The 22,817-nt window shown below is 30.6% G+C and carries 27 protein-coding genes; all 27 read right to left on the bottom strand.

Going from position 1 to position 22,817, the window contains the following annotated elements; genetic code table 11:
- Positions 1-3: 3 nt before the first annotated feature.
- A complete protein-coding gene (locus tag bsdE14_RS19390; RefSeq protein ID WP_264851644.1) occupies positions 4-1,020 on the bottom strand; it encodes an SDR family NAD(P)-dependent oxidoreductase in 1,017 nt (338 codons plus the stop codon).
- Positions 1,021-1,045: 25 nt separating this feature from the next.
- Positions 1,046-2,242 carry a UDP-4-amino-4,6-dideoxy-N-acetyl-beta-L-altrosamine transaminase gene (pseC, locus tag bsdE14_RS19385; RefSeq protein ID WP_264851643.1) on the bottom strand — a complete coding sequence of 399 codons (1,197 nt, stop codon included), beginning with the start codon at positions 2,240-2,242 and terminating at the stop codon, positions 1,046-1,048.
- Positions 2,243-2,360: 118 nt separating this feature from the next.
- Positions 2,361-3,413 (bottom strand): pseudaminic acid synthase, encoded by a 1,053-nt coding sequence (gene pseI / locus bsdE14_RS19380; RefSeq protein WP_264851642.1) that lies wholly within the window; start codon positions 3,411-3,413, stop codon positions 2,361-2,363.
- Positions 3,410-4,006, bottom strand: coding sequence for a formyltransferase family protein (locus tag bsdE14_RS19375; RefSeq protein WP_264851641.1), 597 nt, complete (start codon positions 4,004-4,006; stop codon positions 3,410-3,412). The genes pseI and bsdE14_RS19375 overlap by 4 nt, the downstream gene beginning before the upstream one ends.
- Positions 4,007-4,036: 30 nt before the next feature.
- Entirely contained in the window at positions 4,037-4,771 is a 735-nt protein-coding gene (locus bsdE14_RS19370) for a glycosyltransferase family protein (protein ID WP_264851640.1), read from the bottom strand.
- Between the two features lie 46 nt (positions 4,772-4,817).
- Positions 4,818-6,044, bottom strand: coding sequence for a motility associated factor glycosyltransferase family protein (locus tag bsdE14_RS19365; protein WP_264851639.1), 1,227 nt, complete (start codon positions 6,042-6,044; stop codon positions 4,818-4,820).
- 44 nt (positions 6,045-6,088) lie between these two features.
- Entirely contained in the window at positions 6,089-6,757 is a 669-nt protein-coding gene (locus bsdE14_RS19360; protein ID WP_264851638.1) for a glycosyltransferase family 2 protein, read from the bottom strand.
- Between the two features lie 91 nt (positions 6,758-6,848).
- Positions 6,849-7,991 (bottom strand): glycosyltransferase, encoded by a 1,143-nt coding sequence (locus bsdE14_RS19355; protein WP_264851637.1) that lies wholly within the window; start codon positions 7,989-7,991, stop codon positions 6,849-6,851.
- A 13-nt stretch (positions 7,992-8,004) separates the two neighbouring features.
- A complete protein-coding gene (locus bsdE14_RS19350) occupies positions 8,005-8,343 on the bottom strand; it encodes a DUF8042 domain-containing protein (RefSeq protein WP_264851636.1) in 339 nt (112 codons plus the stop codon).
- Positions 8,336-10,141: a motility associated factor glycosyltransferase family protein gene (locus bsdE14_RS19345; RefSeq protein ID WP_264851635.1), complete on the bottom strand. Its 1,806-nt coding sequence runs from the start codon at positions 10,139-10,141 to the stop codon at positions 8,336-8,338. Before bsdE14_RS19345 ends, bsdE14_RS19350 begins: the two co-directional genes overlap by 8 nt.
- Before the next feature lie 132 nt (positions 10,142-10,273).
- Entirely contained in the window at positions 10,274-11,098 is an 825-nt protein-coding gene (locus bsdE14_RS19340; RefSeq protein ID WP_264851634.1) for a flagellin N-terminal helical domain-containing protein, read from the bottom strand.
- Between the two features lie 170 nt (positions 11,099-11,268).
- On the bottom strand, positions 11,269-11,613 hold the full coding sequence (gene fliT, locus bsdE14_RS19335; RefSeq protein ID WP_264851633.1) for a flagellar protein FliT: 345 nt from the start codon (positions 11,611-11,613) through the stop codon (positions 11,269-11,271).
- Between the two features lie 18 nt (positions 11,614-11,631).
- A complete protein-coding gene (gene fliD / locus bsdE14_RS19330; RefSeq protein ID WP_264851632.1) occupies positions 11,632-13,623 on the bottom strand; it encodes a flagellar filament capping protein FliD in 1,992 nt (663 codons plus the stop codon).
- Positions 13,624-13,669: 46 nt separating this feature from the next.
- Positions 13,670-14,056 carry a flagellar export chaperone FliS gene (gene fliS / locus bsdE14_RS19325; RefSeq protein WP_264851631.1) on the bottom strand — a complete coding sequence of 129 codons (387 nt, stop codon included), beginning with the start codon at positions 14,054-14,056 and terminating at the stop codon, positions 13,670-13,672.
- Positions 14,057-14,067: 11 nt separating this feature from the next.
- Positions 14,068-14,352, bottom strand: coding sequence for a hypothetical protein (locus bsdE14_RS19320; protein WP_264851630.1), 285 nt, complete (start codon positions 14,350-14,352; stop codon positions 14,068-14,070).
- Positions 14,353-14,378: 26 nt separating this feature from the next.
- On the bottom strand, positions 14,379-14,762 hold the full coding sequence (locus bsdE14_RS19315) for a flagellar protein FlaG (protein ID WP_264851629.1): 384 nt from the start codon (positions 14,760-14,762) through the stop codon (positions 14,379-14,381).
- Positions 14,763-14,779: 17 nt separating this feature from the next.
- On the bottom strand, positions 14,780-14,995 hold the full coding sequence (csrA, locus tag bsdE14_RS19310) for a carbon storage regulator CsrA (RefSeq protein ID WP_264851628.1): 216 nt from the start codon (positions 14,993-14,995) through the stop codon (positions 14,780-14,782).
- A gap of 4 nt (positions 14,996-14,999) precedes the next feature.
- Positions 15,000-15,425: a flagellar assembly protein FliW gene (fliW, locus tag bsdE14_RS19305; RefSeq protein ID WP_264851627.1), complete on the bottom strand. Its 426-nt coding sequence runs from the start codon at positions 15,423-15,425 to the stop codon at positions 15,000-15,002.
- A 76-nt stretch (positions 15,426-15,501) separates the two neighbouring features.
- The gene (gene flgL / locus bsdE14_RS19300) at positions 15,502-16,509 is read right to left on the bottom strand and encodes a flagellar hook-associated protein FlgL (protein WP_264851626.1); all 1,008 of its coding nucleotides are present in this window, start codon (positions 16,507-16,509) and stop codon (positions 15,502-15,504) included.
- Positions 16,510-16,535: 26 nt separating this feature from the next.
- Entirely contained in the window at positions 16,536-18,392 is a 1,857-nt protein-coding gene (flgK, locus tag bsdE14_RS19295) for a flagellar hook-associated protein FlgK (RefSeq protein WP_264851625.1), read from the bottom strand.
- 19 nt (positions 18,393-18,411) lie between these two features.
- Positions 18,412-18,819: a flagellar protein FlgN gene (locus bsdE14_RS19290; protein WP_264851624.1), complete on the bottom strand. Its 408-nt coding sequence runs from the start codon at positions 18,817-18,819 to the stop codon at positions 18,412-18,414.
- Between the two features lie 2 nt (positions 18,820-18,821).
- Entirely contained in the window at positions 18,822-19,097 is a 276-nt protein-coding gene (locus tag bsdE14_RS19285; protein WP_264851623.1) for a flagellar biosynthesis anti-sigma factor FlgM, read from the bottom strand.
- Between the two features lie 120 nt (positions 19,098-19,217).
- A complete protein-coding gene (fliY, locus tag bsdE14_RS19280) occupies positions 19,218-20,360 on the bottom strand; it encodes a flagellar motor switch phosphatase FliY (protein WP_264851622.1) in 1,143 nt (380 codons plus the stop codon).
- The gene (fliM, locus tag bsdE14_RS19275) at positions 20,353-21,348 is read right to left on the bottom strand and encodes a flagellar motor switch protein FliM (protein ID WP_264851621.1); all 996 of its coding nucleotides are present in this window, start codon (positions 21,346-21,348) and stop codon (positions 20,353-20,355) included. The genes fliY and fliM overlap by 8 nt, the downstream gene beginning before the upstream one ends.
- Before the next feature lie 20 nt (positions 21,349-21,368).
- A complete protein-coding gene (locus tag bsdE14_RS19270) occupies positions 21,369-21,770 on the bottom strand; it encodes a chemotaxis protein CheW (protein WP_264851620.1) in 402 nt (133 codons plus the stop codon).
- Between the two features lie 11 nt (positions 21,771-21,781).
- The gene (locus tag bsdE14_RS19265; protein WP_264851619.1) at positions 21,782-22,141 is read right to left on the bottom strand and encodes a response regulator; all 360 of its coding nucleotides are present in this window, start codon (positions 22,139-22,141) and stop codon (positions 21,782-21,784) included.
- Between the two features lie 75 nt (positions 22,142-22,216).
- Positions 22,217-22,816 (bottom strand): chemotaxis protein CheC, encoded by a 600-nt coding sequence (locus tag bsdE14_RS19260; RefSeq protein WP_264851618.1) that lies wholly within the window; start codon positions 22,814-22,816, stop codon positions 22,217-22,219.
- Between the last annotated feature and the right edge of the window lies 1 nt (position 22,817).

Genomic DNA, 22,817 nt, shown 5'->3' with positions numbered 1-22,817 from the left:
CTATTACACTAGACCTTCTTCTTTAAGTAGTTTTCTTACTTCTTCTTTATTTAAAACATCTTTATCTGAAGAATTATAACTTCCAACTTCTGCTTTAGGATATTTTAAATAAATTTCTCTTAATCTATTCACATTGGATAACGGAAGCACCGCATACATATCTCCAAGATCAAAGGCAGACTCAGATTCTTCCTTTGTCATTAGTTCCTCAAAGCGTCTTTCCCCAGCCCTCAATCCTATACTCTGTATTTCTATTTCTTCCTTATCTATCCTTAATTTTTCACAGCTTTCCTCAACTACCACTTCAGCTAGATCTGTAAGTTTTATTACAGGCATTTTTAGGACTAACGCTTCTCCGCCTATACATTTTTCACCAGCATCCATAATTAACTTAACAGCTTGAGTAATACTCATCATAAACCTTGTCATTCCTGGATCTGTAACAGTTATTTTTCTTCGATCTTCAATTTGTTTTTTAAATAAAGGAATAACCGAACCCCTAGAACCCATTACATTACCAAACCTCACAGCTACAAATCTTGTCTTTATTTTACCCTTACTAAAATTGGCAGCTTGCACAAGTTTTTCTGCCAAAAGTTTAGTTGCTCCATAGGAATTTGCTGGATTTATTGCCTTGTCCGAACTTGTAAATACTACACAATCAATATTGTGATGAGAAGCTGCTTTGATTACATTTTCCATTCCTATTACATTAGTCTTAATTGCTTCAGATGGATTGTACTCACAAGAAGTAACATGCTTCATTGCTGCTAAGTTAAAAACTATGTCAATATCATTCATAGCTCTTTCAACTCTTTCGTAATCTCTTACATCACCAATTAAAAATCTAAATTTGCTTTTATCTGTAAGTTCATTTTCCATATTAAATTGTTTATATTCATCTCTGCTAAAAATTCTAATTACCTTTGGATCATTCTTTAGTAATTCTTTAGCTAACCCCTGCCCTATAGTACCTGTTCCACCTATTATTAATATCTTTTTATTAGTGTAGTATCCCATACATGCTCCTCCGTATATACATTGCTTATTTTCTATAATTCATAATAACCTTTTTTACTGCTTCAATTACATCATTAGTATCACTATCAGTCATATTAGGAAACAAAGGTAATGTAATAATCTGTGAATATAATTTTTCTGCTTCAGGGCAGATTCCTCTCTTATATCCTAAATTTTTATAATAAGGATGTAAGTAAACTGGAAGATAATGAACATTTACACCTATGTTTTCAGCTTGTAATGCTTCAAATATTTCTTTTCTAGAAACCTTTAACTTATCCAAATTAAGCTTTATAACGTAAATGTGCCAGCCTGAATTTGAAAATTCTGCTTCATAAGGTGTAGTTATAAAATCATTTAACTCCTTAAAAGCTATATTGTATTTTCCTACTATTTCTCTCCTTCTCTTTATAAAACCATCTATTTTATCCATCTGACTGCTTCCTAAGGCACATTGAACATCTGTGATTCTGTAATTATACCCCAAATCTATCTGCTCATAATACCATGGACCTTCATTGTGGCTTATAAGTCCTTTATCTCTTGTAATTCCATGAGTTCTGAAAAGTTCTAACCTTTGGTACAGTTTCTCATCATTAGTAACTATCATTCCGCCTTCTGCAGTTGTAATAGGTTTCACTGGATGAAAGCTAAACTCTGTCATATGTGAAAGTGTTCCTACTTTATTACCCTTATATTCACTACCAAGAGCATGAGCAGCATCTTCAATTACTGTTAAATTATATTTTTCTGCAATTTCGTTTATTTTATCTAAATCTGCAACTTGGCCAGTAAAATCTACAGGTATTATAGCCTTTGTATTTTTAGTTATTTTCTCTTCTATTTTACTAACGTCAATGTTATATGTCTTAGGATCAATATCTACAAAAACCGGCTTCCCGCCACAATATAAAACACAATTACTTGAAGCCGCAAAAGTCATTGGAGATACTATCACTTCATCACCTTCTTTAATACCTGCGGCAAAGCATGCAGCATGAAGAGCAGCAGTACCATTACTAACAGCAACAGCATATTTTGCTCCAACATAACTCGCTACCTTATCTTCAAATTTTTTTACACTTGGACCTGTAGTCAAAAAATCTCCTTTTAGTACTTTTATTACTTCTTGTATATCATTATCATCTATACATTGTCTGCCATATGATAAATATGTATCTCTTATTTTTTTCCCACCATTTATGGCAAGTTTCTCATTCATAAGATAACACTCCCTTTAATTAAGTTTTTATTATACGTCTAGTTACTATTTTCGAGTTTTTTTCTGAATAGTTTATACTGTGCTCAAAAAAGAAATAGATTAGTAGGTTTACTACTAATCATTTTATTAGATTCCACTTCATCGGAGTACCTCTTTTTATATCATCACTTGCCACTTTTCCAATCACTTCATTATAGTATTTAGGATGCATGCCAAATCCAGGTCTTATGGATCGTAAATTTTCTTCAGTAAAGGCTTCCCCTTTTTTCATGTCTTTTACAACAAATAAAGATCTGCATAATTCTCTACTTTTATTCGTTTCCTCAGTTAAATCATAGCTAACGTTACCTAAAGCTTTTTCAACTTCCCTTATGGACTTTACCATACTTTTCAATTCATCTGGTTCTAAGGAAAAAGCTGCATCTGGTCCACCATCAGCTCTGCATAAAGTAAAATGCTTCTCCACTATTTTTGCTCCCAAAGTTACCGCAGCTATTGGAACTGTAATTCCTAAAGTATGATCTGATAATCCGGGAATTACATTAAATGTATCTGCTAAATTAGGTATAGTTCTTAAATTCATATCCTCTATCGGAGCCGGATATGCACTAATGCATTTAAGAACAGCTATTTCATTGTTTCCCATTCTTCTACAAGCTCTAACAGCTCCCTCTATATCACTTATTGTTGCCACACCTGTAGCTAAAATCATAGGTTTTCCTTTAGATGCCATATATTCAATTAAAGGAATGTCTGTTATTTCAAAAGATGCTACTTTATAGGCAGGTACATTCATTTCTTCAAGAAAATCTACTGCAGTTTTATCAAAAGGAGAGGAAAAGCAAATAAGTCCCTCATCTTCTGCAATTTTTTTTAATTTAGGCTGCCACTCCCATGGAGTAAATGCTTCTTGATAAAGATTATGTAATGATCTACCATCCCATAATGTTCCTTGTTTAATTTGAAAATATTCATTATTACATTCAATAGTTATAGTATCTGCAGTATAGGTTTGAAGTTTAATAGCATCTACTCCGGCTTTTGCTGCCTCTTTTACTAATTTAGCTGCATTGTCAAAGTTGTGCAAATGATTAGCTGAAAGCTCAGCTACTATAAAAGTACTGTTATTATTATCAATAATAACATTGTCAATTTTAATTTTATTCATCATAAATCACCTTTAGATTTTTTATATATTTCTTTTAGCTCTAAAATTGTAATATCCCAACTATCTATCAAACTCATAATATTATTAGAATCTTTAATAAAATGCTTACTACCAGCGCCAACTTGAGGAATTGGTACCAGATTATCGCTTTTAATTTTGTTCCAATTTTCTTTAAATAGTTTTTGTATTTCTTGATGAAGCTTAATGTAGCTTGATTTTAATGTTTCTTTACTTTCATCAAAATAAATCTTTTTTTGAAAAAGTATGTCTCCTGTATCTAATCCTTCATCAAGCAAATGAATTGTAACTCCTTTCGGTGTATCCTCTAAAAAGCTCCACAAGTTTGGTGAAGCACCTTTATTACATGGAAGTAATGATATATGTAAGTTAACAATTTTATTTTTCATATAATCTATTACTTCTTTTTTTACTATATATTTATAATTATAGCTAATAATAATATCAGGCTTGAAATTCCTTACAAAATCTATATTTATACGGTCTTCAAACAAGGTTACATCTTCATTTTCTTTAGTTTTTATCCAATTATATAATTCATAAGATATTTTATTATTAGTTAAAAATAATATCCTCATTTTATCAATCCTTTTTACAATTTACGCATATTAAACCTTTTTCTGCTCAATATTCTTATTTATTTCTCTAAGTACTGGAAAAGCATTATATAATTCAATTATGTCATTCATATTAAATTCATTACCTTTAAGTGGATATAAACTGGAATAAATACGATTTATTAATTCATAATCTTCTGTTGTATCTAATGTCCATCTTAAATTAGAGTAATCTATGTCATTTTTATATTGGAATAGACTAAATACTGTCGGATTGTCCCATATATATGGCGTAACATGTTCCCTATCTCTACTACTTACTGCTTCATTAAATGCCTTCTCTAGTACATTAAAACTAAAAGCTTCTGTGTCCAAGCCTCTAGGGTATGTCCTATTAATAGTATTACTTACATAATCATATTTATTCTTATTATCGACATAATATTGAATTATTTTTTCAGTAACTTCACTATCAATGAGTGGACAATCGCTTGTAACTCTTACTATAATATCAGCAACATTCTCTTTTGCAGCATAATAATACCTTGATAAAACGTCATTTTCAGAACCTCTATAATGTTTTACTCCTAATCTATTAGCCTCTTCCACTATAACATCATCTTTTTCATGAGTAGTAGTAGCAATTATTATTTCATCTATATTTTTTACTCTTTTTAATCTGTCAATATCATGCTCTAAAACAGTTTTTCCACATATTATCTTTAAAACCTTACCTGGCAATCTTGTTGAACCTGTTCTTGCTTGCATTATACATACAACTTTCATAATATCATCACTCACCGTTTCGAATTAATTTTAAATAAATAAAATATTAACTGAACAAATCTTCAAAATTCATTTCTATGGTTCCACTTATTTTTGCACCCTTGCTACAATTATAAAACTTCACATCTGGGTTATCTTGTATTATATTTTCAATATTCCTTTTAAATTCTATAAGTCCCATAGTAGTATCCAACATTTCACCGTCTACGCTTTCTACTTTTTTTAATCCTTTTGTTGTTAAATTATCTTTTTGATTTAAATTATCTCCAGCGTGAAACTTACTATTCAGATATGCTAGATCTTGCCCTACTAAAACTATCTGTTTTGAACCAGATTTTATTGCTATATCTAAAGCAGCTACTGCTACAGACTTCCCAGTATTTATAATAATCTTTTCCTTATTATTTTCGTCGAAATCATTAAAAAATATATACTTAGGCCCTTTAAAGTTTTTTACCGCACTATTGCATGCTGTGCTTAAAAAACATAATGGTATATCTAATTCTAAATAATCCTTAATCTGTTCATATACAATATTTTGTGGATCAATAATCGTTAATATATCAGGTTTTATTTGATTTTTCATTAAAATATCTATTGTTCTACCAAGAGAAAAAACATGTATTTTATTTCTATATTTTTTTAAATTTGATAAATTGTATTCTAAAGAAGGTCCCCCTGCAACTATTACCACAGGTTTATGAGAAAAATTTGTTATATTAAAGAAATTCTGCATAGTTTTGTATTCTTCCTTTAAATTAGCCTTATAGTTTTCAATTGCTATATCACCAAATCTTTCTACAGCAATTTTCGCTAATTCATATGAATTTAATATATTTATTAAATCTTCATATTCTGATGGCATAGTCCTTATTGAAGGTTTGTATATTATAATATCTTCTACTAAATTCATTTTTATTGACATTTCCTGAAAAAACGCTCTATTGTATCCATAAAAGAATTGTATTCTTTTATCCATTTTTAGTTCATCTAACATTCCTAACTCTTCACTTTTTTTAATCACTTCCATATCAGCATCAAAGGCAAAAACTTTACAATTTTCATCTACTAACCTCATTATTTCCTTTAAATGATATCCTAGCCCTATACCATAAATAACAACAAATTCTTTAGCTTTAATCTTATCCAAATTATTTTCTACAAATCTTTCAGCTTCTTTAGAAGGATAATATTTACTATGCAAAAGAACATTATCAATAGATAAAGTATAATTTCCTTCTTTAGTTTGTAAAACTTTAATAATTCTTTGCATATTTACTACTCCTTTAATCAATGAATATATTCATGTATGATAAATCAAACAAACCATTGCTTTGACCACGGTTCTAATTTAAACTTAACATTGGTTTCCCCACTATCATTCACAAAAACTACCGCATTATCTTCTAGATTTGAATTATATATTGTAGCATTAATCCCAATATCAATAAAATTTTTTCTACTTATCTCTAGTGAATTGTATTCAATATGATCCTCTTTTACAGTTACAGAACCAAAATGATGAACAAATGTATCTCTAGCATATATTAGTTTACAGCCAGCTCTTCGAATTCTGAAACTGATATCATCATCTGCAAAGTCTCCAAAGTAAAATCTAGAATCGTAACCTACTATATTTTTAAACAATTCAATCTTACACATCAAAACACATGCCAATAATCTAATTCTTTTTTCCCTCTTCTTTGGAACAGAAACATTGTAGTTTTCAGCAAATTTCTCTAGGTCAACTATTGTATTATAATTTGAATTTATTTGTTGATAATTACTTACTATATTAGCACCTGGAGAAACAAAACCTATTGATTCATCTGATTCAATAGGTTTAAGTAAATTATCGAGCCAATTTACTGTGAATATAAAATCATTACAAATGCATGCAGCATATTTTCCTTCAGCAAGTTTTATACCTGCATTAAATCGACCAACTATTACTAACTCACTATTTATTCTAACAATTATATTCATTTATTAACTCATTTGATCATCCATTCCAAGTCACCTTTCTATAATAAAACATAAAATTAGAAACTTTAAGTTTAATATCCCAAATATACTCTTAGTCTAACATAGACATAATTTGCCTCACTCTGCTATTCCATGTATGATTTTCGGCAACATTTTTTCTAGCCTTATATGCCATATTCATTCTTAATGATTCATCATTTAATATACCATTTATCTTATTGTCTATATCATTCATATCTAAAATATTAGTAAGAACTGCGCTTTCCCCAAAAACTCGTTCATAGAAAGGTGAATAGTTAGATAAAACTACACTTCCAGCCATTGCAGCCATAAATGGTCTCTCATGACTTCCATTATACATACCCGTAATTGTACAGTTGATAGTTATTTTAGACTTTTGCATAATATTAACTGCTTCATTCATTTTAACTTCAGGTCTAATATCAATATTATTGCAGCCATTAAAATATTTATCCCAACATCCATTACCATGTATGACTATTTTATTCTCCTTAATATTACTTATAAACTTGTGTCTATGGTAATTTCTAAGATAGCCATCAATTTCAGTAATTAATAATCTACCTATTTCAATTTGCTTATAATCATGTAATTCATAACCGCAATATCTTAAAGCTAAATCCATAATATCTTGAACAGGCATGAACGAATTATATATTCCTATTTCTAATGCAGTGTTTAAAACTTTTATAATATCGTCATTATACTTATTCTTCCATTGAGCCCTCTTATCTTCGTAATCATAGAGGCTACCAAAAAAGACCATATCATTTTCCTTATCAAAGGCATTAAATTTTATTTTACTATCTACACCATGATAAAGTAAAAAGCCCCTATTATAATTTTTAGTATCTTTAAGGAAAGATAATCTGTCCTCATCTACGCATGAAATATAAAGTGTATTTGCAGAAAAATCTAAGCTATTCAGATGATATATTGGATGATCAATTAATATTGCTAAATGATTTACATTAAAAAATTTATAATATTTAGTTTCCCCTATATTAAAACCATTAGTATTAATTCCTATAAATAGTTTTGGTCTTTCATTTTTTATAAGAAATTCTAAATCATCGACTGATAATTGACTTTCAACAAGATCAAGTAATCTTACATTTATATTTTCTTCTATAAATGCTTCATATAGTTTATCTGCAAAATATTGAAGAGCATCATATTGCCCACTTCCTTTAAAAATAATTATATCTGCCAAATCACATCCTCCTTTAAATACACTTATTTATCTTTATTTCAATATTATCCATGATAGGCATAACTTCATAAAAAAGTAAATCTCCAATTAAAACATAATCTTCATTTTCAAATGCATTCACAACTTTTTTAAAATTATCATTAATTTCTACAACTTCTTCATCTGATACAATTTTTGTATACACTAAAACATCCATTATCCAATATAAACCATCAATTACTTTATAAAGAAGAGCTGAGCCTTTTGTCTCATCGTAATTTTGAAAAAATTCTGCTGTTTTTTTTAATCCTAATTTTAAATTAACAATATATTCACTAGCTGTAACTAAAGCTTCTTGTTTTTCCTTATCCATTGTATACCTCCGTTTTGCTTAATTCCTCAATACATTCTTTTACATATGGTACAGCTTCATCTATTGAGATTATTATTTCTGAATATAATTTAATGGCTTGTTTTGCAAATCTTGTACCTCTTTCTTTTTCAGTTTCATTTATTTTTTCCATATATTCAGGGTTCATTAATACTTGGAAAATTACAGGTTGTAGAAGATTACTAATGAATTTAACTTTTCCTATATTGTTGTTAATCTCATTAATTTTACTAAGCAATAGATTAATATTCTTCTTCTTACTATTTTCATAGTACTCCAAAACTTCCTTGGAATATTCAACAGTCACACTGCATTTATTTCTTAAATTTTCTAAGTCTTTCAAAATTGTTTCTATGTTTGCTTTAATAAGTTCTTCATTAAAACTATATGATTTATTTCTTATAATACTAAACATATCTTTATCTAAATTTCTTTTCCCATATAATTCTATTGCTTCTTGTAGTTTTATAACCTTAGTACCTTTTATATTAGCCCCCCCTTCAGAGCTATTAATAAAAGTAGTATCAGTGTGGTTCTCAATAAACTGTTCCATATTTTTTCTATAAATATCAAACAATTTACTTGTTGGTACTTGATCCTCATACACACCTTCAACCATAATAGTTTCTTTATCATTTATGTTATTAATTTCTATACTTGCTATATCTGCATGCAGCTTATTATTAGTAAAAGCAAAATCTTGCCCAATAAAAATAATTGGATTACAACCTAAATATTGAGCAAAAGCTGCACAAGTGTGTGCTACAGATCCACCTTGATAGAGAGCATCTACCTTTGTTTCTAAAATTTCTCTAGTAACCTCATTCAAGATATACCCTTCCTGAGTAAAAATTTTATTTCCTGAGTACTCTTCTACTACTTTATGATTTGTAACCTCACAAAAAAGAAGAGGTGCATCACATTCTAAAGAATTTTTTATTACTTCATAAGAAGCTTCACCAGGGTCAATTACTGATACTAAATGAGGATAAACATTAACTTTATTCAATGCAGAAATAGTTCTTCCACCAGAAATTATTAAAAATTTGTCTTGAACTCTTTTCAATTGTTCAATATTCTTTTCTAATGAAGGGCCAGCCGATACGACTACTGCTGGTATTCCACTAAATGAATTCTTTGTTTCATTTAGTGGTGTACTCTTAATGATATGCTTTATGTTTTTAACAAAACATTTAAAAAAATCCTTTGAAAATCGTTGATTTGTAATAATATTCATTGCCTTAACTTCTATATATTTTTTAATCGCGTTATAACTGAGCAGATATTTTTCCTTATATAATTTATCATAATTTGCAAAAATTAAAAACTTGATATTATTTATGGCGAAGTCCTCTATATACTTATTAATTATTATATCAAGCATTTTTTCCTCGCATGATGTAAGTACAACCCTATCATTATTAATAATGTTATCAATGTATTGTTTTGTATTTAAAAACAATTTTATTATATTTTCATCTGGTTCAATAATAAGTATTTTATTGCTATCACTAATATTGTGTAGCAAATCAACTATATGTTCACCAGCAGCTAATCCAAAAACTACAAATATAGTATTTACATTATAATCACCCACTTGATTCATAAAATTAATAATATCTCTAGTTACTGAATAGTTACTGCCAATATAAAATGGCTTACTATTTTTAATAATCTTTATTATATTTTTATTGTCTTTGCTCTTTTCTATAAAATAGTTTGAACTTAAACCTTTATCTATCGTTAAATTTTGTAACGCATATTCAGTTATTGGATTCATTTCGTCCTCCTATGTCATAAAATTAACTCACTTAATTTATCGAATATTTTAGAATAAACTTTAGCTAATAAAAAAACCTTCAAGTAACTAACTTGAAGGTTTTTTATGTTTGTTAAATTAACTCTTCTTCAATTATCTTAATAATTGAAGAACTCCTTGTGGTGCTTGGTTAGCTTGTGCAAGCATAGCTTGAGCAGCTTGTTGAAGTATATTATTCTTTGAATAATTCATCATTTCTTTTGCCATATCTACGTCTCTTATTCTAGACTCAGATGCTTGTAAGTTTTCGCTTGCAGTATTTAAGTTATTGATTGTATGCTCTAATCTATTTTGTACTGAACCAAGATTTGCTCTTTCAGTAGAAACAGTTGCAATAGCTGTATTTACAGTTGTTATTGCAGCTGATGCAGCTGCTGCTGTTGATATTGAAGCGGCATTAACTGCTAATCCTGTTGCAGTCATAGTTGATAATTGTAAGTTTATTTTTTCACCAGCATTAGCTCCTACTTGGAATTGTAAAGCATTTGCAGCAGCACTAAATGAACCACTCATTAATGTTTTTGTATTGAAGTTTGTTTGTGTAGCTATTCTTGTTACTTCACTTTGTAATTGACCAAATTCCTTTTGAAGAGCAGCTCTATCAGCTGTTGTATTAGTTGCAGTTGTTGATTGAACTGAAAGTTCTCTCATCCTTTGAAGAATGCTGTGAGTTTCATTTAAAGCACCTTCAGCAGTTTGGATTAATGAAATACCATCTTGAGCATTTCTTGAACCTTGATCTAATCCTCTAATTTGGCCTCTCATTTTTTCAGAAATAGCAAGTCCTGCTGCATCATCACCAGCTCTGTTTATTCTTAAACCTGAGCTTAATTTTTCCATTGATTTTCCTGCTGCTCCTATGTTAGCAGTCATGTTTCTGTGTGCATTCATTGCATTAAGATTGTGATTAATTATCATTTTAAATTCCTCCTTGAATTTTGTTTAGGCAATCCTTTGCCAATTTTTTATAGTTAAACTTTTAAAGTTTACTATCATAGTTAATTAACTAATCAGTATTTGTTTGTTAAGTACTTATATTATATATATCGCTTGGTGTTAAAAATACTTTATAGCTTATTATAATTTTTTTATATTTTTTTACTAAAAATTTTAGAGCCACTTAAGTTACTATGATTATAACTTTTAGTTACGACCTTATTTTTAGATAACTCCTGTAATTTTTCCATCAGTTCAACTTTTTTAATGTCCATTATTTTGAATAGTTGTTGTTGTTGGTTGATTATTCTATACTTTATCTCAGCTTCTCTATACTCTTCTTTAGAATACCCCAAGCTTTCCAAGAAATTTATGGTTTGCTGCCTCTTTTCTAAGGCAGTAAGTAAATCTGAATAATCATCACCTTTAACTATTTGAATAATTTCATCTGTAATAACTGAAATCAATTTCATAGTTTCTACTAATTCACTTTTCATTTACACTCTCCACCCTGATTAACCTGATGTTAGCTGTGACAATTGTGCTTGCTGAGCATTTAAGTTATTCATAGCTGTCTCAAGTTGAGAAAATTGCTTATAATACTGCTCCTGTTTGGTTGTCATAGCAGCAGCCATCTTTGTTATCATCAGTTGCTTATAATAAATCTGATCAGGTAGAGTATTTGTACCTGCACCACCATTAATACTAAAATCATCTTGTACATTTGCATATTTTGTAAGTATTGCATTATTAAAGGTTGTACCAGTATATCCTACATTACTTTGAAGAATGGTATTCATTCTTTGAAATATACCGCTTTGATTAAAAATTTGTTTACCATTACTATCTGTTGCTACATTAGTGAATAATTTTATTAAATCATCTCCATGATTTAATATTACATTGTTTAGCTTACTATCATCAGATATTGAAATCTTATCACCATCTGTTGCAGTACTTGCACCACTTGGAGTGTCAATTCCTATTGCACCACTTCCATAACTTCCAAAGTATACACTAGAAACATTTTTGCCTGTAGCATCCGTTACTGGAGATACAAATGCACTCCTTAAATCTGAAAGTAGCTTTTGCAAATTGTTATCGTTTCTAAGAATACCTTGCTGAGCTTTTGTATTCCATGCAGTAATATCAGAATCCTTCATTGTACTCTTTTGTGTATCTGTTAAAGGTGGATAGTCACTGTTCTTTTTCTCATTTAGTTTAGTTTGTATCTTATCTATAATCGCATTATATTTATCTAAAAATGTTTTAATTTTATCATGTACGCCTTGAGTATTATTGTCAACAGATATAGATGAATTACCTGTGCTATTCAATGAATAGGTCATATTATTTAATGTGAAATTATTTGAATTTTCTGTAACTGTTGTAGGAGAGGATGCTCCTGGAGCAGTTATTTGAACTATTGCATCCAATCCCTGTTTAGATTGATTACCCGAAAATCCTAATGCTGCTGTCAAACTATTTCCAGTTATTGATAATGATGTATTACTTCCAGTATTTACAGTTTGTAATGTAAATTTTCCCGTCATATCATCAAAGCTTCCTGTAACTTGTCCTCCTGTAGCTGTTTTAACTGCTGTGATTAAATCATTTATTGTGGCTGTTCCATTTTTCCCAGCTGCACTATTGTCTAAATTAACAGTTATATCTTTACCATTATAGTTTAAATTTAAATTAAGATTTGTATTTAGCGTTGAATCCAAGGAAGTAAGCTTCATATTTCCAGAAGCAGAAACAAAATTTGTATTCAAAGTTGTAATGTCAGAAACCCCAGTAGAAGTTATTTGTATTGCACTTGTTGATAATGGACTAAATTTAATAATATTATTTCCATTTGCATCTTGAACATAGGATGCTGAAACCTTGCCGTTTAAACTTGTATTTTTACTAATTTGATTATTAATATAAGCAGCTAGATTAGGGAGATCCTTTGAGTTATCCCCAGATGGTGTAAATCCTGATAAATCTATAGGTGAAGCGTCAACACCATCTACACTAAATGTTATGGATTTTCCAGCTCCACCCCAGTTAGCTGGATCTGTTACCTTAAATTGTGAATTTAAACTACTATTACTAACTAATGCAGCACTTTGTGCTATTTGAGTAACATTTATTGTATAGGTTCCTGTAGCAGCTCCTGTTTGAGCAGTGGCATTTATAGCTGTTGCATTTGTGCTTGAAGCTATAAGACTATTATAATTAGTAGTTGATAATAAGTTATTTGCTGGAGTTAATGGGTCAAAAAATGAATTTTGTAAATCCTTAATATCCTTAATAATATCTTGATAAGCCTGCTGTCTCCAGGCTATCAACTGCTGAGCTTGTTTTACTTTGTCGAGCTTAGTCTGCTCTGCTAACATCATTTTCTTTACCATTCCATCAACGTCAAGTCCAGTTGCCATACCTGTTATCCTTAACATTTGCCCTCCACCTGCACCGGTCATACCAGATGGTGTGCTATAGCTGCCTGATATATCGCTCATATAAATCAACCTCCATTATGAATCTAAATCCCATTTTTGTTTATAGTTATCGAATATTTTTTGACATGTTGTAGGCTTCATTCCAAGTTTCTTTTATATCTTCTATAAGTGGAATAATCTCATCAATTATCTTAATATCTTTCTTCATATTTGCATCAGTAAGCCTTTTTATTATAAACTCATATAATTCAACCATATCCTTGCCCCAGTCCCCTGCCTTAGCTAAATCAAGGGATATTACTAATTCATAAAATATGTTTTGAGTTTTAATAATATTCTCATGTGCTTTTTGAATATCCTTATCTAAAATAGCTTGTCTACCTATTTTAGAAAACTTTACTGCACCATCTAAAAGCATCATTAAGAGTTGTTCTTTTGAAGCAAAATTTATGCTGTTATTTCTATATGCATTATAAGCATTGCTTGTTTGCATGATGTTCCCTCCTATTTTTTTATGTCTAAAAAAACACCCTTTGCTGAGTTCTCTGAATCTGAACCTTCCATATAGCCCTCAACCTCAACATTTTCTGACTTTATTGCTTCTACATGAAGCTTGTCTTTATTTTTTTGCTGTGACAAATACTCTTTAAAATCTTTATTCTTTTTCTTGTCTTCTCTAACATCCTTACTTATAGATATATTTTTTGTTCCATGAACCTTACCTTCTTTAGTAATCTCGTTAACCCTTTGGCGTAAGTCTGTATCAATTTTATTTAATCTAAATTCCATATGACCTACCTCCAATTTTTTATTAATTAAGCTTTCTTATCAAACAAAACTCCTACCATTTCACACATTTTAGCTACCATATCCAATATCTTTTTTGGTGGGAACTCTTGAATAACTTTGCCAGTTTTGTCATCTACTATTTTTATCATTATATCCCTAAACTTATCATGAACTTCATATTCAGCATGAGTTTTATCATCTTCAAGAAATTTATTTAATTTGTCCACAGCCTTTTTAATTGCCTTTTCATCTGTATCTTTATCCATAGAAGTTACAACTAAATCTTTACCTGATTTATCATTAACGTCTTGATATTTCACATCTGTGCTATTATATGAGTTGCTTTTATCAATATTTTTAACAGTTTCAGAATTGACCTGTCCCCCTTGGCCAATGTTTCTTAACTCCATATTTATTTCCCCCATCACTATTTTTTAAAATTTTTAAGTATATCAAAGTTATCAATTATAGCTAACTTATTTTCTTCTGTAACTTCTTTATATAGTTCTTTTCTCAAAATAGGTATATTCTTAGGTGCTGATATTGCTATTTTCACAGCGCCCTCTTCAACCTTAATTATAGTGATTTCAATATCATCACCTATTAATATGGATTCACCCTTTTTTCTTGAAACTACCAGCATTCTATCACTCCTTAAATAGAGGATGTTTTATACAGTATTTTTCGTTATCTAGTATTATTTGTTCCCCTAGTTTTTCTTTTATATTTATAATAATTGGAGCCTTCAAATTAGTAGTTATTTCTTTAATATTGTTTCTTAATGTAACAGTATTTAGCACTAGTACTTCATTTTGAGATTCAATTTTCAACTCATTAATTTTTTCATCGTTAAGCTTTAATTCATAATCTGGCTCAGCCTCAAAAGGAGATACTAATAACAATCCCACCTCGTCATCTTCTATAGAGTGAAGTATAGTAAAAATGTTGTTTTCCTCTACTGGGATTAATATAAATGATCTTAAATTTTCAAAACCTGGCAATCCCTTTTTAAAGGTAATTACATCTTCTTCATTATATTCAACTATTCCATGAAATTTAGTATTAAGTTTCATTTTTTCCACCTCGTTTTATTAGTTGGAAATCCATGCGCATATTTCATTAATTGCTTCATAACTAGTTAACACTCTATTACCTTAAGTAATCCAATAATGAAGGTTGTATAACCCTAGCACTAGTTTGAAGTGAAGCTGTATAAACAGTCTGCATTGTTGCAAACTCCATAGTTTTTTGCGTTATATCAATATCCTCAGTTTTAGATAATAATTCAGTCATATTAAAGTTTTCTTCTTCATTTTTATCCTTGGCAGAATCCATTCTGTTTTCTTTTGCCCCTACCTCTGAACGTATTCTAAGTAGGTTTGTTATTGAATCTGTAATTTGCAGTAAATCATCACCAGTAAGTTTACTTACAGAAGTTGGATCTAATGCAGTACCGCTATCATTTTTTCCATCTAAATGATTAGTTATTCTTTTAAACAAATCTGCTATATCTATTTGTTCGCCTTTTTCGTTTGTAAACTTAAGTATATCTGTTGAAGTAACATTATAATCCATTGTTACTCCTTGAGAAATTTCTACTTGAAGCTTGCTCGAAAGCATATCTAATTCATTATCACCTGTTGCTAGTTTTCCACCGCCATTTTTGTAGAAAAATAGTTCAGCATTCTTTATGTTTCCAAGGGCATCTCGATTTTCAACATCAACAGGCTTTGTTGTTCCTCGGCTTCCTCCAAAAACATACTTTCCATCAAAGTTAGTATTTAAAACTTGAGCAAGTTCACCAACTTTTTGATTTATTTCATCCTTTACAGCTTTTCTTTCGTTAACACTGTATCCAGCGTTACCAGCTGATACAAGTAATTCTCTAACTCTTTGAAGAACGTTTCCTGCTTGTCCTAGTGCAGTATCAGTTGTATCTAGCCAGTTAATGGTATTTGTTATATTCTCATTATATTGCTTATTTGTATTAATATCAGTAGTGAGCTGCATAGCTCTAGCTACTTTGAAAGGATCATCAGAAGGTCTTCTTATTTCCTTTCCTGAAGTCAATTGTTGCTGAAGCTTTTGCATATTAGCTAGGTTTCCCCTCATATCAGCTAAAAAACTGCTTGAAAGCATCTTATTTGTTACACGCATTATTTTTCACCTCTTACTACTTAATATTATTTCTTTAGCCCGTTAATAACTACATCTAGTAGCTCGTCTACAGTCGAAATAACCTTTGCATTAGCTTGATAAGCATGCTGGAATTGAACTAAATTGGACATTTCTTCATCTAATGAGACTCCGGATACCGATTCCCTTGATTGCTGGAAGCTATCCAATAATGACTCTTGATTTTTTACCATTCTTATAGCTTCTTGATTTTGCACACCAAGACGGTCAATGACATCTCTATAATAGTTGTCCACCTTCATACCGTTAATATTGCTTGTAAAGTCTAATCCATTATTTCCAAGTGTATTTCCGCCATATTTGAATAAATCAGCTCTTTCGTTTATTGTACTTCCTATATCTTGAATTTTAATTAAAGAGTCCCTTAATTTTGCTATTGCAAGTGCCCTTGATCCATCAGTTTCACCATCAATGTTATTATCTTTTTCATAATCAAACATATTATCATGTGTTCTTGTTTTTATTTGCATTACATCATTTAATATCTGTTTGTTTATAGTTATGTTTTTAGCTGTAATATCCTTTTCTGAAGAAAGCACCCCTGATTTTCCCGCTAAAAGATCATCATCTAGATTTACAAGTTTATTATTTTCATACCTTGCTACATCACCATTTACAAAATAAGGCATATAATCCTTCTTTGGCTCTCCGTTACTAGTTACATCTTCCATACCACTGTGTACAGCATTTACAGAAAATGCAATAGCCTTTGCAAGTTTATCTAGTTGATCATTATAATCATTTATATCCGCTTGTACTGACATATATCCTTTTAGTTCTCCAGAAGAAGGTTTAAATAGCTTTAATGATCTAAAGTCTACAGGATTATCAAAGGAACTTTTCATTTGTGTTCCTATAGCCGTACCATCATTCTCAGCCCATAACACTCTACACTCGTCTAGTTGTTTAACATCTTCTGCTGACATACCAGAAACATATAATTCAACTCTATCTTCATCAGAAGACATATTACCCTTTTTATAATAAGTAATTTTATATACATCTCCGTTAGCGCTTATGCTCCCGTTAGTATTAACCTTTTCAATATTACTTACATATGAGAACCTTTTAGAATTATTATTAAATTGAGCTTTTATAACCGAAGAATCCTGAAGATCAGTTGCATCAGCCGGTCTTAAATCAATTCCTCCAAATTCCTTATTTTCAACCGTTAGGTTAAATTTAGCACTTAGTTGATCAAGAAGTAAATCTCTTTTATCTTGTAGGTCATTAGGTTCATTGCCAGCAACCTTTACACCTATAATTTGTTGATTAAGCTGATCAATTTGACCCAGCATATTATTTAATTCGAATATAGAATCCTTCATTATTAATTGTGTGTTTTCTTTAAGTTTGTCAAGCTGAACTGCTGTATGATTTAAGGAATCAGTTAATGCAGCTGTTTGTTGAGCTACTACAGTTCTTGCATTTGAGCTTTGTGGCTGCTGTGATAAAGTCTGCCATGAATCAAAGAATTTACCTATAAGAGTTGATATCCCAGTATCCCCAGGTTCATTTAATATTCCTTCAATTTCACTCAAAAACTTCTCTCTAGCATCAAATTGACCTTTTACGCTAGTTTCTGTTCTTACTTGGTAATCTAAAAAACTATCTCTAACCCTTTGGATTGCAGAAACTTGGGATCCTGTACCCATTTGCCCTGGTTCTGCTGCATTAGTTAAACTAGGCATTCCAAAAGGTGTAGTTGTTTCTATAACAACTCTTTGTCTACTAAAACCTTCTGTATTTGCATTTGCTATATTATGGGAAGTTACATTAATTGCCCTTTGTTGTGTTGACATACCTCTTGTTGCTGTATTGAAAATTGAAAATAAACCCGACATCTGTACACCTCATTTTCTATTATCTTACTTTTCCATATCCATTATAAGTTTTAGCACCTCTATCAGGATTCAATATATTTAGCATTCTATTAGTAAAGCCTAACCCCTGCTTAATTAATAGTTCATTTGTATCCTTCTGAATTGCGGTTATTTGAAGAAGTTTTCTAATTTCGCGATAATTATGCTGAAGTTTTTCATCTCCTAATTCATCTACAATTTTACTCATAGATTCACCTTTTGTTATTTGTCTTCTTTTAACTTCAAAGTCTGCTATTTCTCTGTTTTTGTCTTCTAAATTTTTCACACAAGCTTCTAATGTCACTGCATCATTGTTAAGAAGGCATTCATGCTGCTCTTCTAATGCAATTAAAAGTAATTCTATAGCTTTCATCTCATTTTCTAAAATATTGTTTAGTTCATCTTTCATAACTAAATTCCTCTCTCACCTATAATGTCTAACATTTTTTTAGCTACATTTCCTGAACTTGGCTTATAGGTCCCATTTTTAACTTCATTTCTAAGAGCTTCTATCTTTTCTTCTGAATTGCCAATATTTTCGTCAATTGATAAATCACTTAATTTTTTGCCTAGTGTAGATATTTCTATGCTATCATTCTTTACCTTTGTATCCTTTTTTTCTATTGATTGTTTATTTGCATTGTAGAGATTAATAACCTTATTTACACTAGCACCATTTATCTTCATTATCTAACACTCCTTAAACCTTACTATCCTTATTTATTACTAGTATTATCGTCTATACTTTTAAAATATTTATACCCAATAAAAAAGAAATAAAGTATTAATACTTTATTTCTTCTTAACTTACTCTCTCAAACTTTTTACTCTCTCTGCACTGCTTACTATACTTGTGATTCTAACTCCAAAATTCTCATCTACAACAACAACTTCACCATAAGCCACTCTCTTACCATTAACAAGTATCTCTACAGGTTCTTCAGCTAATTTATCAAGTTCTATTAATGACCCAGTACCAAGACTTAATATATCTTTTATATTTTTTCTTGTTCTACCAAGAACAACAGATATTTCTAGTGGTACGTCTAAGATTAAATCAATATTTTTAGGTATTGCTGAAGCCGCTGCATTGCCTAAAGGTTGAAACGCAGCTTTTTGTACTTCTACAGGCGGTTGCTGTCTTACTGGTTCCTGATAGTAAGAACTTTGAGGTTCTTCATGGCTTACTCTTTGTTGTGTATGTGTTTCCTGTCTTTGAGTTTCCTGTGGTTTAGCGGTTTCCTCAATCTTTGTAGGTTCAGCTGTCTTCGTAGGCTCTGAAGTCTCAGTTCCCATCATGATTGATACAATTTTCTTTGCAGTTTCAACAGGAAGAAGCTGCATTATATTACTATCAACCAAATCACCTATAGTTAATCTAAATGATACTAGAATTATATCCTCATTATCGTTTATATTATCTGAAAGATTGCTAGATGCATCGCTCCATATTCTAGATTCTGGAGGTGATATATTAACTTCTCTTGAAAACATGGTAGCCATAGAAGTAGCAGCTGAACCAATCATTTGATTCATTGCTTCTGAAACAGCACTTATCTCTATTTCTGAAAGCTCAGTATTTTCTGCTACACCATTTCCACCCATCATCAAGTTTGCTATTACAGCAGCATCTGTTATCTTCATTACTAACAAGTTTTCACCCATAATTCCACTAGTATACTTAACCTCTAGTGCAATATTAGGAACTTGGAAATTATCCTTTAAACTTTTCAATGTTGTTACAGAAACCACTGGAGTCGTTATATTAACTTGTTGATTTATTATAGTTGACAGTGCTGTGGAGGCAGATCCCATGGATATGTTTCCAATCTCACCAAGTAAATCCTTTTCTATATCAGAAAGAATCTCTTCCTGTACTGGCTCTGCAGTCATGCCTCCTCCATTTAAAAGAGAATCTATTTCCTCTTGAGAAAGAAATCCATTACTCATAATTTTCCACATCCTTATCTATGATATCCAGTATCTGGATTCCTAAATTTTTCCCTACTATACCCGGCTTTGCATAATAATGAGGTTGATCTTCAACATAAACTTGAACTGCGCTATTGCACTTTTCATTTAAAGTAACCACATCACCTACATTGAGCTTTAAAAAGTCATCAATTGTGATATTGCTACTACCAAGAACTGCAGTTACTGCAACATCTACAATATTTAATCTGTTTTTTAGCCTTTCACGTGATTCATTTAAAAGTGCCTCATCATTATCCTGGAACCAATATTGTACTACAAGCCTATCTAATACCTTTTCAATACTTAAATAAGGAATACAAATATTCACCAATGAACTGCTTTTATTCATTTCTGCAGACATAGTAATTAGGGCAACAGGCTCAGTAGGCGCCATAGTCTGGTTTAAAGCTGGATTAGTTTCTAATCCTTCAATCTCTGGCTCTACTTCCATAACGTCCTCCCAAGCCAATTTCATATTTGAAATTAGATTTTGGTTTATAAGCCTTATAATATTTTTATCAATATCAGTAAATTCCCTATTCTTGTACTTACCATTTCCTGCTCCACCTAATAAAACATCTATTATTTGATAAACAAATTGAGGATTTGTTTCAAATAATATTGAGCCACTAAGCGGAGGCATTTTAAAAATGGTTAATATAGTAGGATTTGACACAGAGTGAATAAATTCCTCATACGTAATCTGCTCTATTGACTCTATCTTTACCTTTACATTGCTTCTAACTTGAGCTGTAAGATAATTAGAAATAATTCTGGAATAATTATCATAAATTAATTCCAGTGTCCTTAAATGTTCTTTTGAGAACTTTTGAGGACTTCTAAAATCATATGGCTTAATTTTTTGCTTGTCTTCCTCTTTTGGAAGTTCGTCTGGTTTTAATTCACCAGAGGATAAGGCAGACAGGAGAGCGTCTATTTCGCTTTGTGATAGTACTTCTGCCATACATTCCCCTCATTTCCTTACTAATTTAAAAGTAGTTTTTCAATATCTATAAGAGTTACAATTCTATCCTTGAAATTTATAACACCTTTGATATAACCTTTTTTTCTCTCATCTTCACCCTTTTCGATTATATCTTCTTCTATATCTAATACTTCGTCAACTTGGTCAACTGTAATTCCTACCATTTCCTCTTGAATTTCAAGAATTATGATATTACTTTGACTGCTTTCTTTTTTCTCTACATCAAGTAGTAAATTTATATCTAATAATGATATTATATTACCTCTTAAATTTATAAGACCTTTTATATGACTTTGAGCCTTAGGTACTTTAGTTATTTCCATCATATCATTTATGCTTTGAACCTTTGCTGTTTCAACAGCAAACTGTTCATCATTTAGTTTAAATATTACAACTTGCATATTTATTCCCCCTAGCCAATTACTTTTCTAATGGCTTCTAATACTCTGTCTGGTTGGAATGGTTTTACAATAAAGTCTCTTGCTCCAGCTCTAATTGCATCCATTACCATTGTTTGCTGTCCCATAGCACTACACATTATTATCTTTGCCGCAGGATCAAAAGCTTTTATAGCTTTAACTGCCTCTATACCATCCATTTCAGGCATAGTTATATCCATTGTAACTACGTCTGGGGTCTCCTTCTTATATAATTCTACTGCTTTAAGTCCATTACTAGCTTCGCCAACAACCTCAAATCCATTCTTTTCTAGTATGTCCTTTATCATCATTCTCATAAAAGCAGCATCATCAACTATTAATACTTTAGCCATTTTATTTCCTCCTCGCAATTCTATCAAAAACCACTTTTGTGGCTATTCCTAAATTAAATAAAATTGTTTTAATTATTAATTAACACCTAATGCACCTAGTATTTTTTCTAGTGATCCTGGCATTGGTATATAATAAAAGTGTCCACTAATTTCCTCATTATTTTGTAAAAATATTGTTTCAATATCTAATACCATGTCATCAAACTGTCCAGATTCTATAAAGGTTGTAGATAGTATAGCTCCTAGCATATCATAAGTAACTGCTGGAACCGATGGAGTAATTACTAAATTTGTAAATCTAGCAATTGAATTCATATAGGAGCTGGATATTATGTTCCCTACTTCACATAAAACTGAATTACCCATTTCAGTAATTTGCTCGTCTCTTTCTCCTGTTAGAGTTTCAATTAGATTAAGTGCAACTTCCTTTTCAAAAATAAATAATATATTTCCTGGAGTGTCACCTAAAACTCTTACTATAACTCCAATAACAACCTCTTCTCCTCCAATTCTAGAAAAGATATCATCAAAAGGAACAATATTAACAGCTGGCACAGTCATATCAATCTTTTTATTAATGAGCTGTGAAAGTGCAGTAGCCGCATTCCCTGCACCAATATTGCCTACTTCTCTTAATGCATCTAATTGTATAGGCTTTAAATTCAAATAATCCATC

It is taken from the genome of Clostridium omnivorum, assembly GCF_026012015.1.
Taxonomy (GTDB): Bacteria; Bacillota; Clostridia; order Clostridiales; family Clostridiaceae; genus Clostridium_AX; species Clostridium_AX omnivorum.
The sequence above is the reverse complement of the archived record's forward strand: the minus strand, read 5'-3'. Positions and strand labels throughout refer to the sequence as shown.

Excerpts from the sequence above, each read along its gene's own strand:
- bsdE14_RS19390 (WP_264851644.1), bottom strand. The coding sequence starts at position 1,020 with ATGGGATACTACACTAATAAAAAGATATTAATAATAGGTGGAACAGGT.
- pseC (WP_264851643.1), bottom strand. The coding sequence starts at position 2,242 with ATGAATGAGAAACTTGCCATAAATGGTGGGAAAAAAATAAGAGATACA.
- pseI (WP_264851642.1), bottom strand. The coding sequence starts at position 3,413 with ATGATGAATAAAATTAAAATTGACAATGTTATTATTGATAATAATAAC.
- bsdE14_RS19375 (WP_264851641.1), bottom strand. The coding sequence starts at position 4,006 with ATGAGGATATTATTTTTAACTAATAATAAAATATCTTATGAATTATAT.
- bsdE14_RS19370 (WP_264851640.1), bottom strand. The coding sequence starts at position 4,771 with ATGAAAGTTGTATGTATAATGCAAGCAAGAACAGGTTCAACAAGATTG.
- bsdE14_RS19365 (WP_264851639.1), bottom strand. The coding sequence starts at position 6,044 with ATGCAAAGAATTATTAAAGTTTTACAAACTAAAGAAGGAAATTATACT.
- bsdE14_RS19360 (WP_264851638.1), bottom strand. The coding sequence starts at position 6,757 with ATGAATATAATTGTTAGAATAAATAGTGAGTTAGTAATAGTTGGTCGA.
- bsdE14_RS19350 (WP_264851636.1), bottom strand. The coding sequence starts at position 8,343 with ATGGATAAGGAAAAACAAGAAGCTTTAGTTACAGCTAGTGAATATATT.
- bsdE14_RS19345 (WP_264851635.1), bottom strand. The coding sequence starts at position 10,141 with ATGAATCCAATAACTGAATATGCGTTACAAAATTTAACGATAGATAAA.
- bsdE14_RS19340 (WP_264851634.1), bottom strand. The coding sequence starts at position 11,098 with ATGATAATTAATCACAATCTTAATGCAATGAATGCACACAGAAACATG.
- fliT (WP_264851633.1), bottom strand. The coding sequence starts at position 11,613 with ATGAAAAGTGAATTAGTAGAAACTATGAAATTGATTTCAGTTATTACA.
- fliD (WP_264851632.1), bottom strand. The coding sequence starts at position 13,623 with ATGAGCGATATATCAGGCAGCTATAGCACACCATCTGGTATGACCGGT.
- fliS (WP_264851631.1), bottom strand. The coding sequence starts at position 14,056 with ATGCAAACAAGCAATGCTTATAATGCATATAGAAATAACAGCATAAAT.
- bsdE14_RS19320 (WP_264851630.1), bottom strand. The coding sequence starts at position 14,352 with ATGGAATTTAGATTAAATAAAATTGATACAGACTTACGCCAAAGGGTT.
- bsdE14_RS19315 (WP_264851629.1), bottom strand. The coding sequence starts at position 14,762 with ATGGAGTTAAGAAACATTGGCCAAGGGGGACAGGTCAATTCTGAAACT.
- csrA (WP_264851628.1), bottom strand. The coding sequence starts at position 14,995 with ATGCTGGTAGTTTCAAGAAAAAAGGGTGAATCCATATTAATAGGTGAT.
- fliW (WP_264851627.1), bottom strand. The coding sequence starts at position 15,425 with ATGAAACTTAATACTAAATTTCATGGAATAGTTGAATATAATGAAGAA.
- flgL (WP_264851626.1), bottom strand. The coding sequence starts at position 16,509 with ATGCGTGTAACAAATAAGATGCTTTCAAGCAGTTTTTTAGCTGATATG.
- flgK (WP_264851625.1), bottom strand. The coding sequence starts at position 18,392 with ATGTCGGGTTTATTTTCAATTTTCAATACAGCAACAAGAGGTATGTCA.
- bsdE14_RS19290 (WP_264851624.1), bottom strand. The coding sequence starts at position 18,819 with ATGAAAGATGAACTAAACAATATTTTAGAAAATGAGATGAAAGCTATA.
- bsdE14_RS19285 (WP_264851623.1), bottom strand. The coding sequence starts at position 19,097 with ATGAAGATAAATGGTGCTAGTGTAAATAAGGTTATTAATCTCTACAAT.
- fliY (WP_264851622.1), bottom strand. The coding sequence starts at position 20,360 with ATGAGTAATGGATTTCTTTCTCAAGAGGAAATAGATTCTCTTTTAAAT.
- fliM (WP_264851621.1), bottom strand. The coding sequence starts at position 21,348 with ATGGCAGAAGTACTATCACAAAGCGAAATAGACGCTCTCCTGTCTGCC.
- bsdE14_RS19270 (WP_264851620.1), bottom strand. The coding sequence starts at position 21,770 with ATGCAAGTTGTAATATTTAAACTAAATGATGAACAGTTTGCTGTTGAA.
- bsdE14_RS19265 (WP_264851619.1), bottom strand. The coding sequence starts at position 22,141 with ATGGCTAAAGTATTAATAGTTGATGATGCTGCTTTTATGAGAATGATG.
- bsdE14_RS19260 (WP_264851618.1), bottom strand. The coding sequence starts at position 22,816 with ATGGATTATTTGAATTTAAAGCCTATACAATTAGATGCATTAAGAGAA.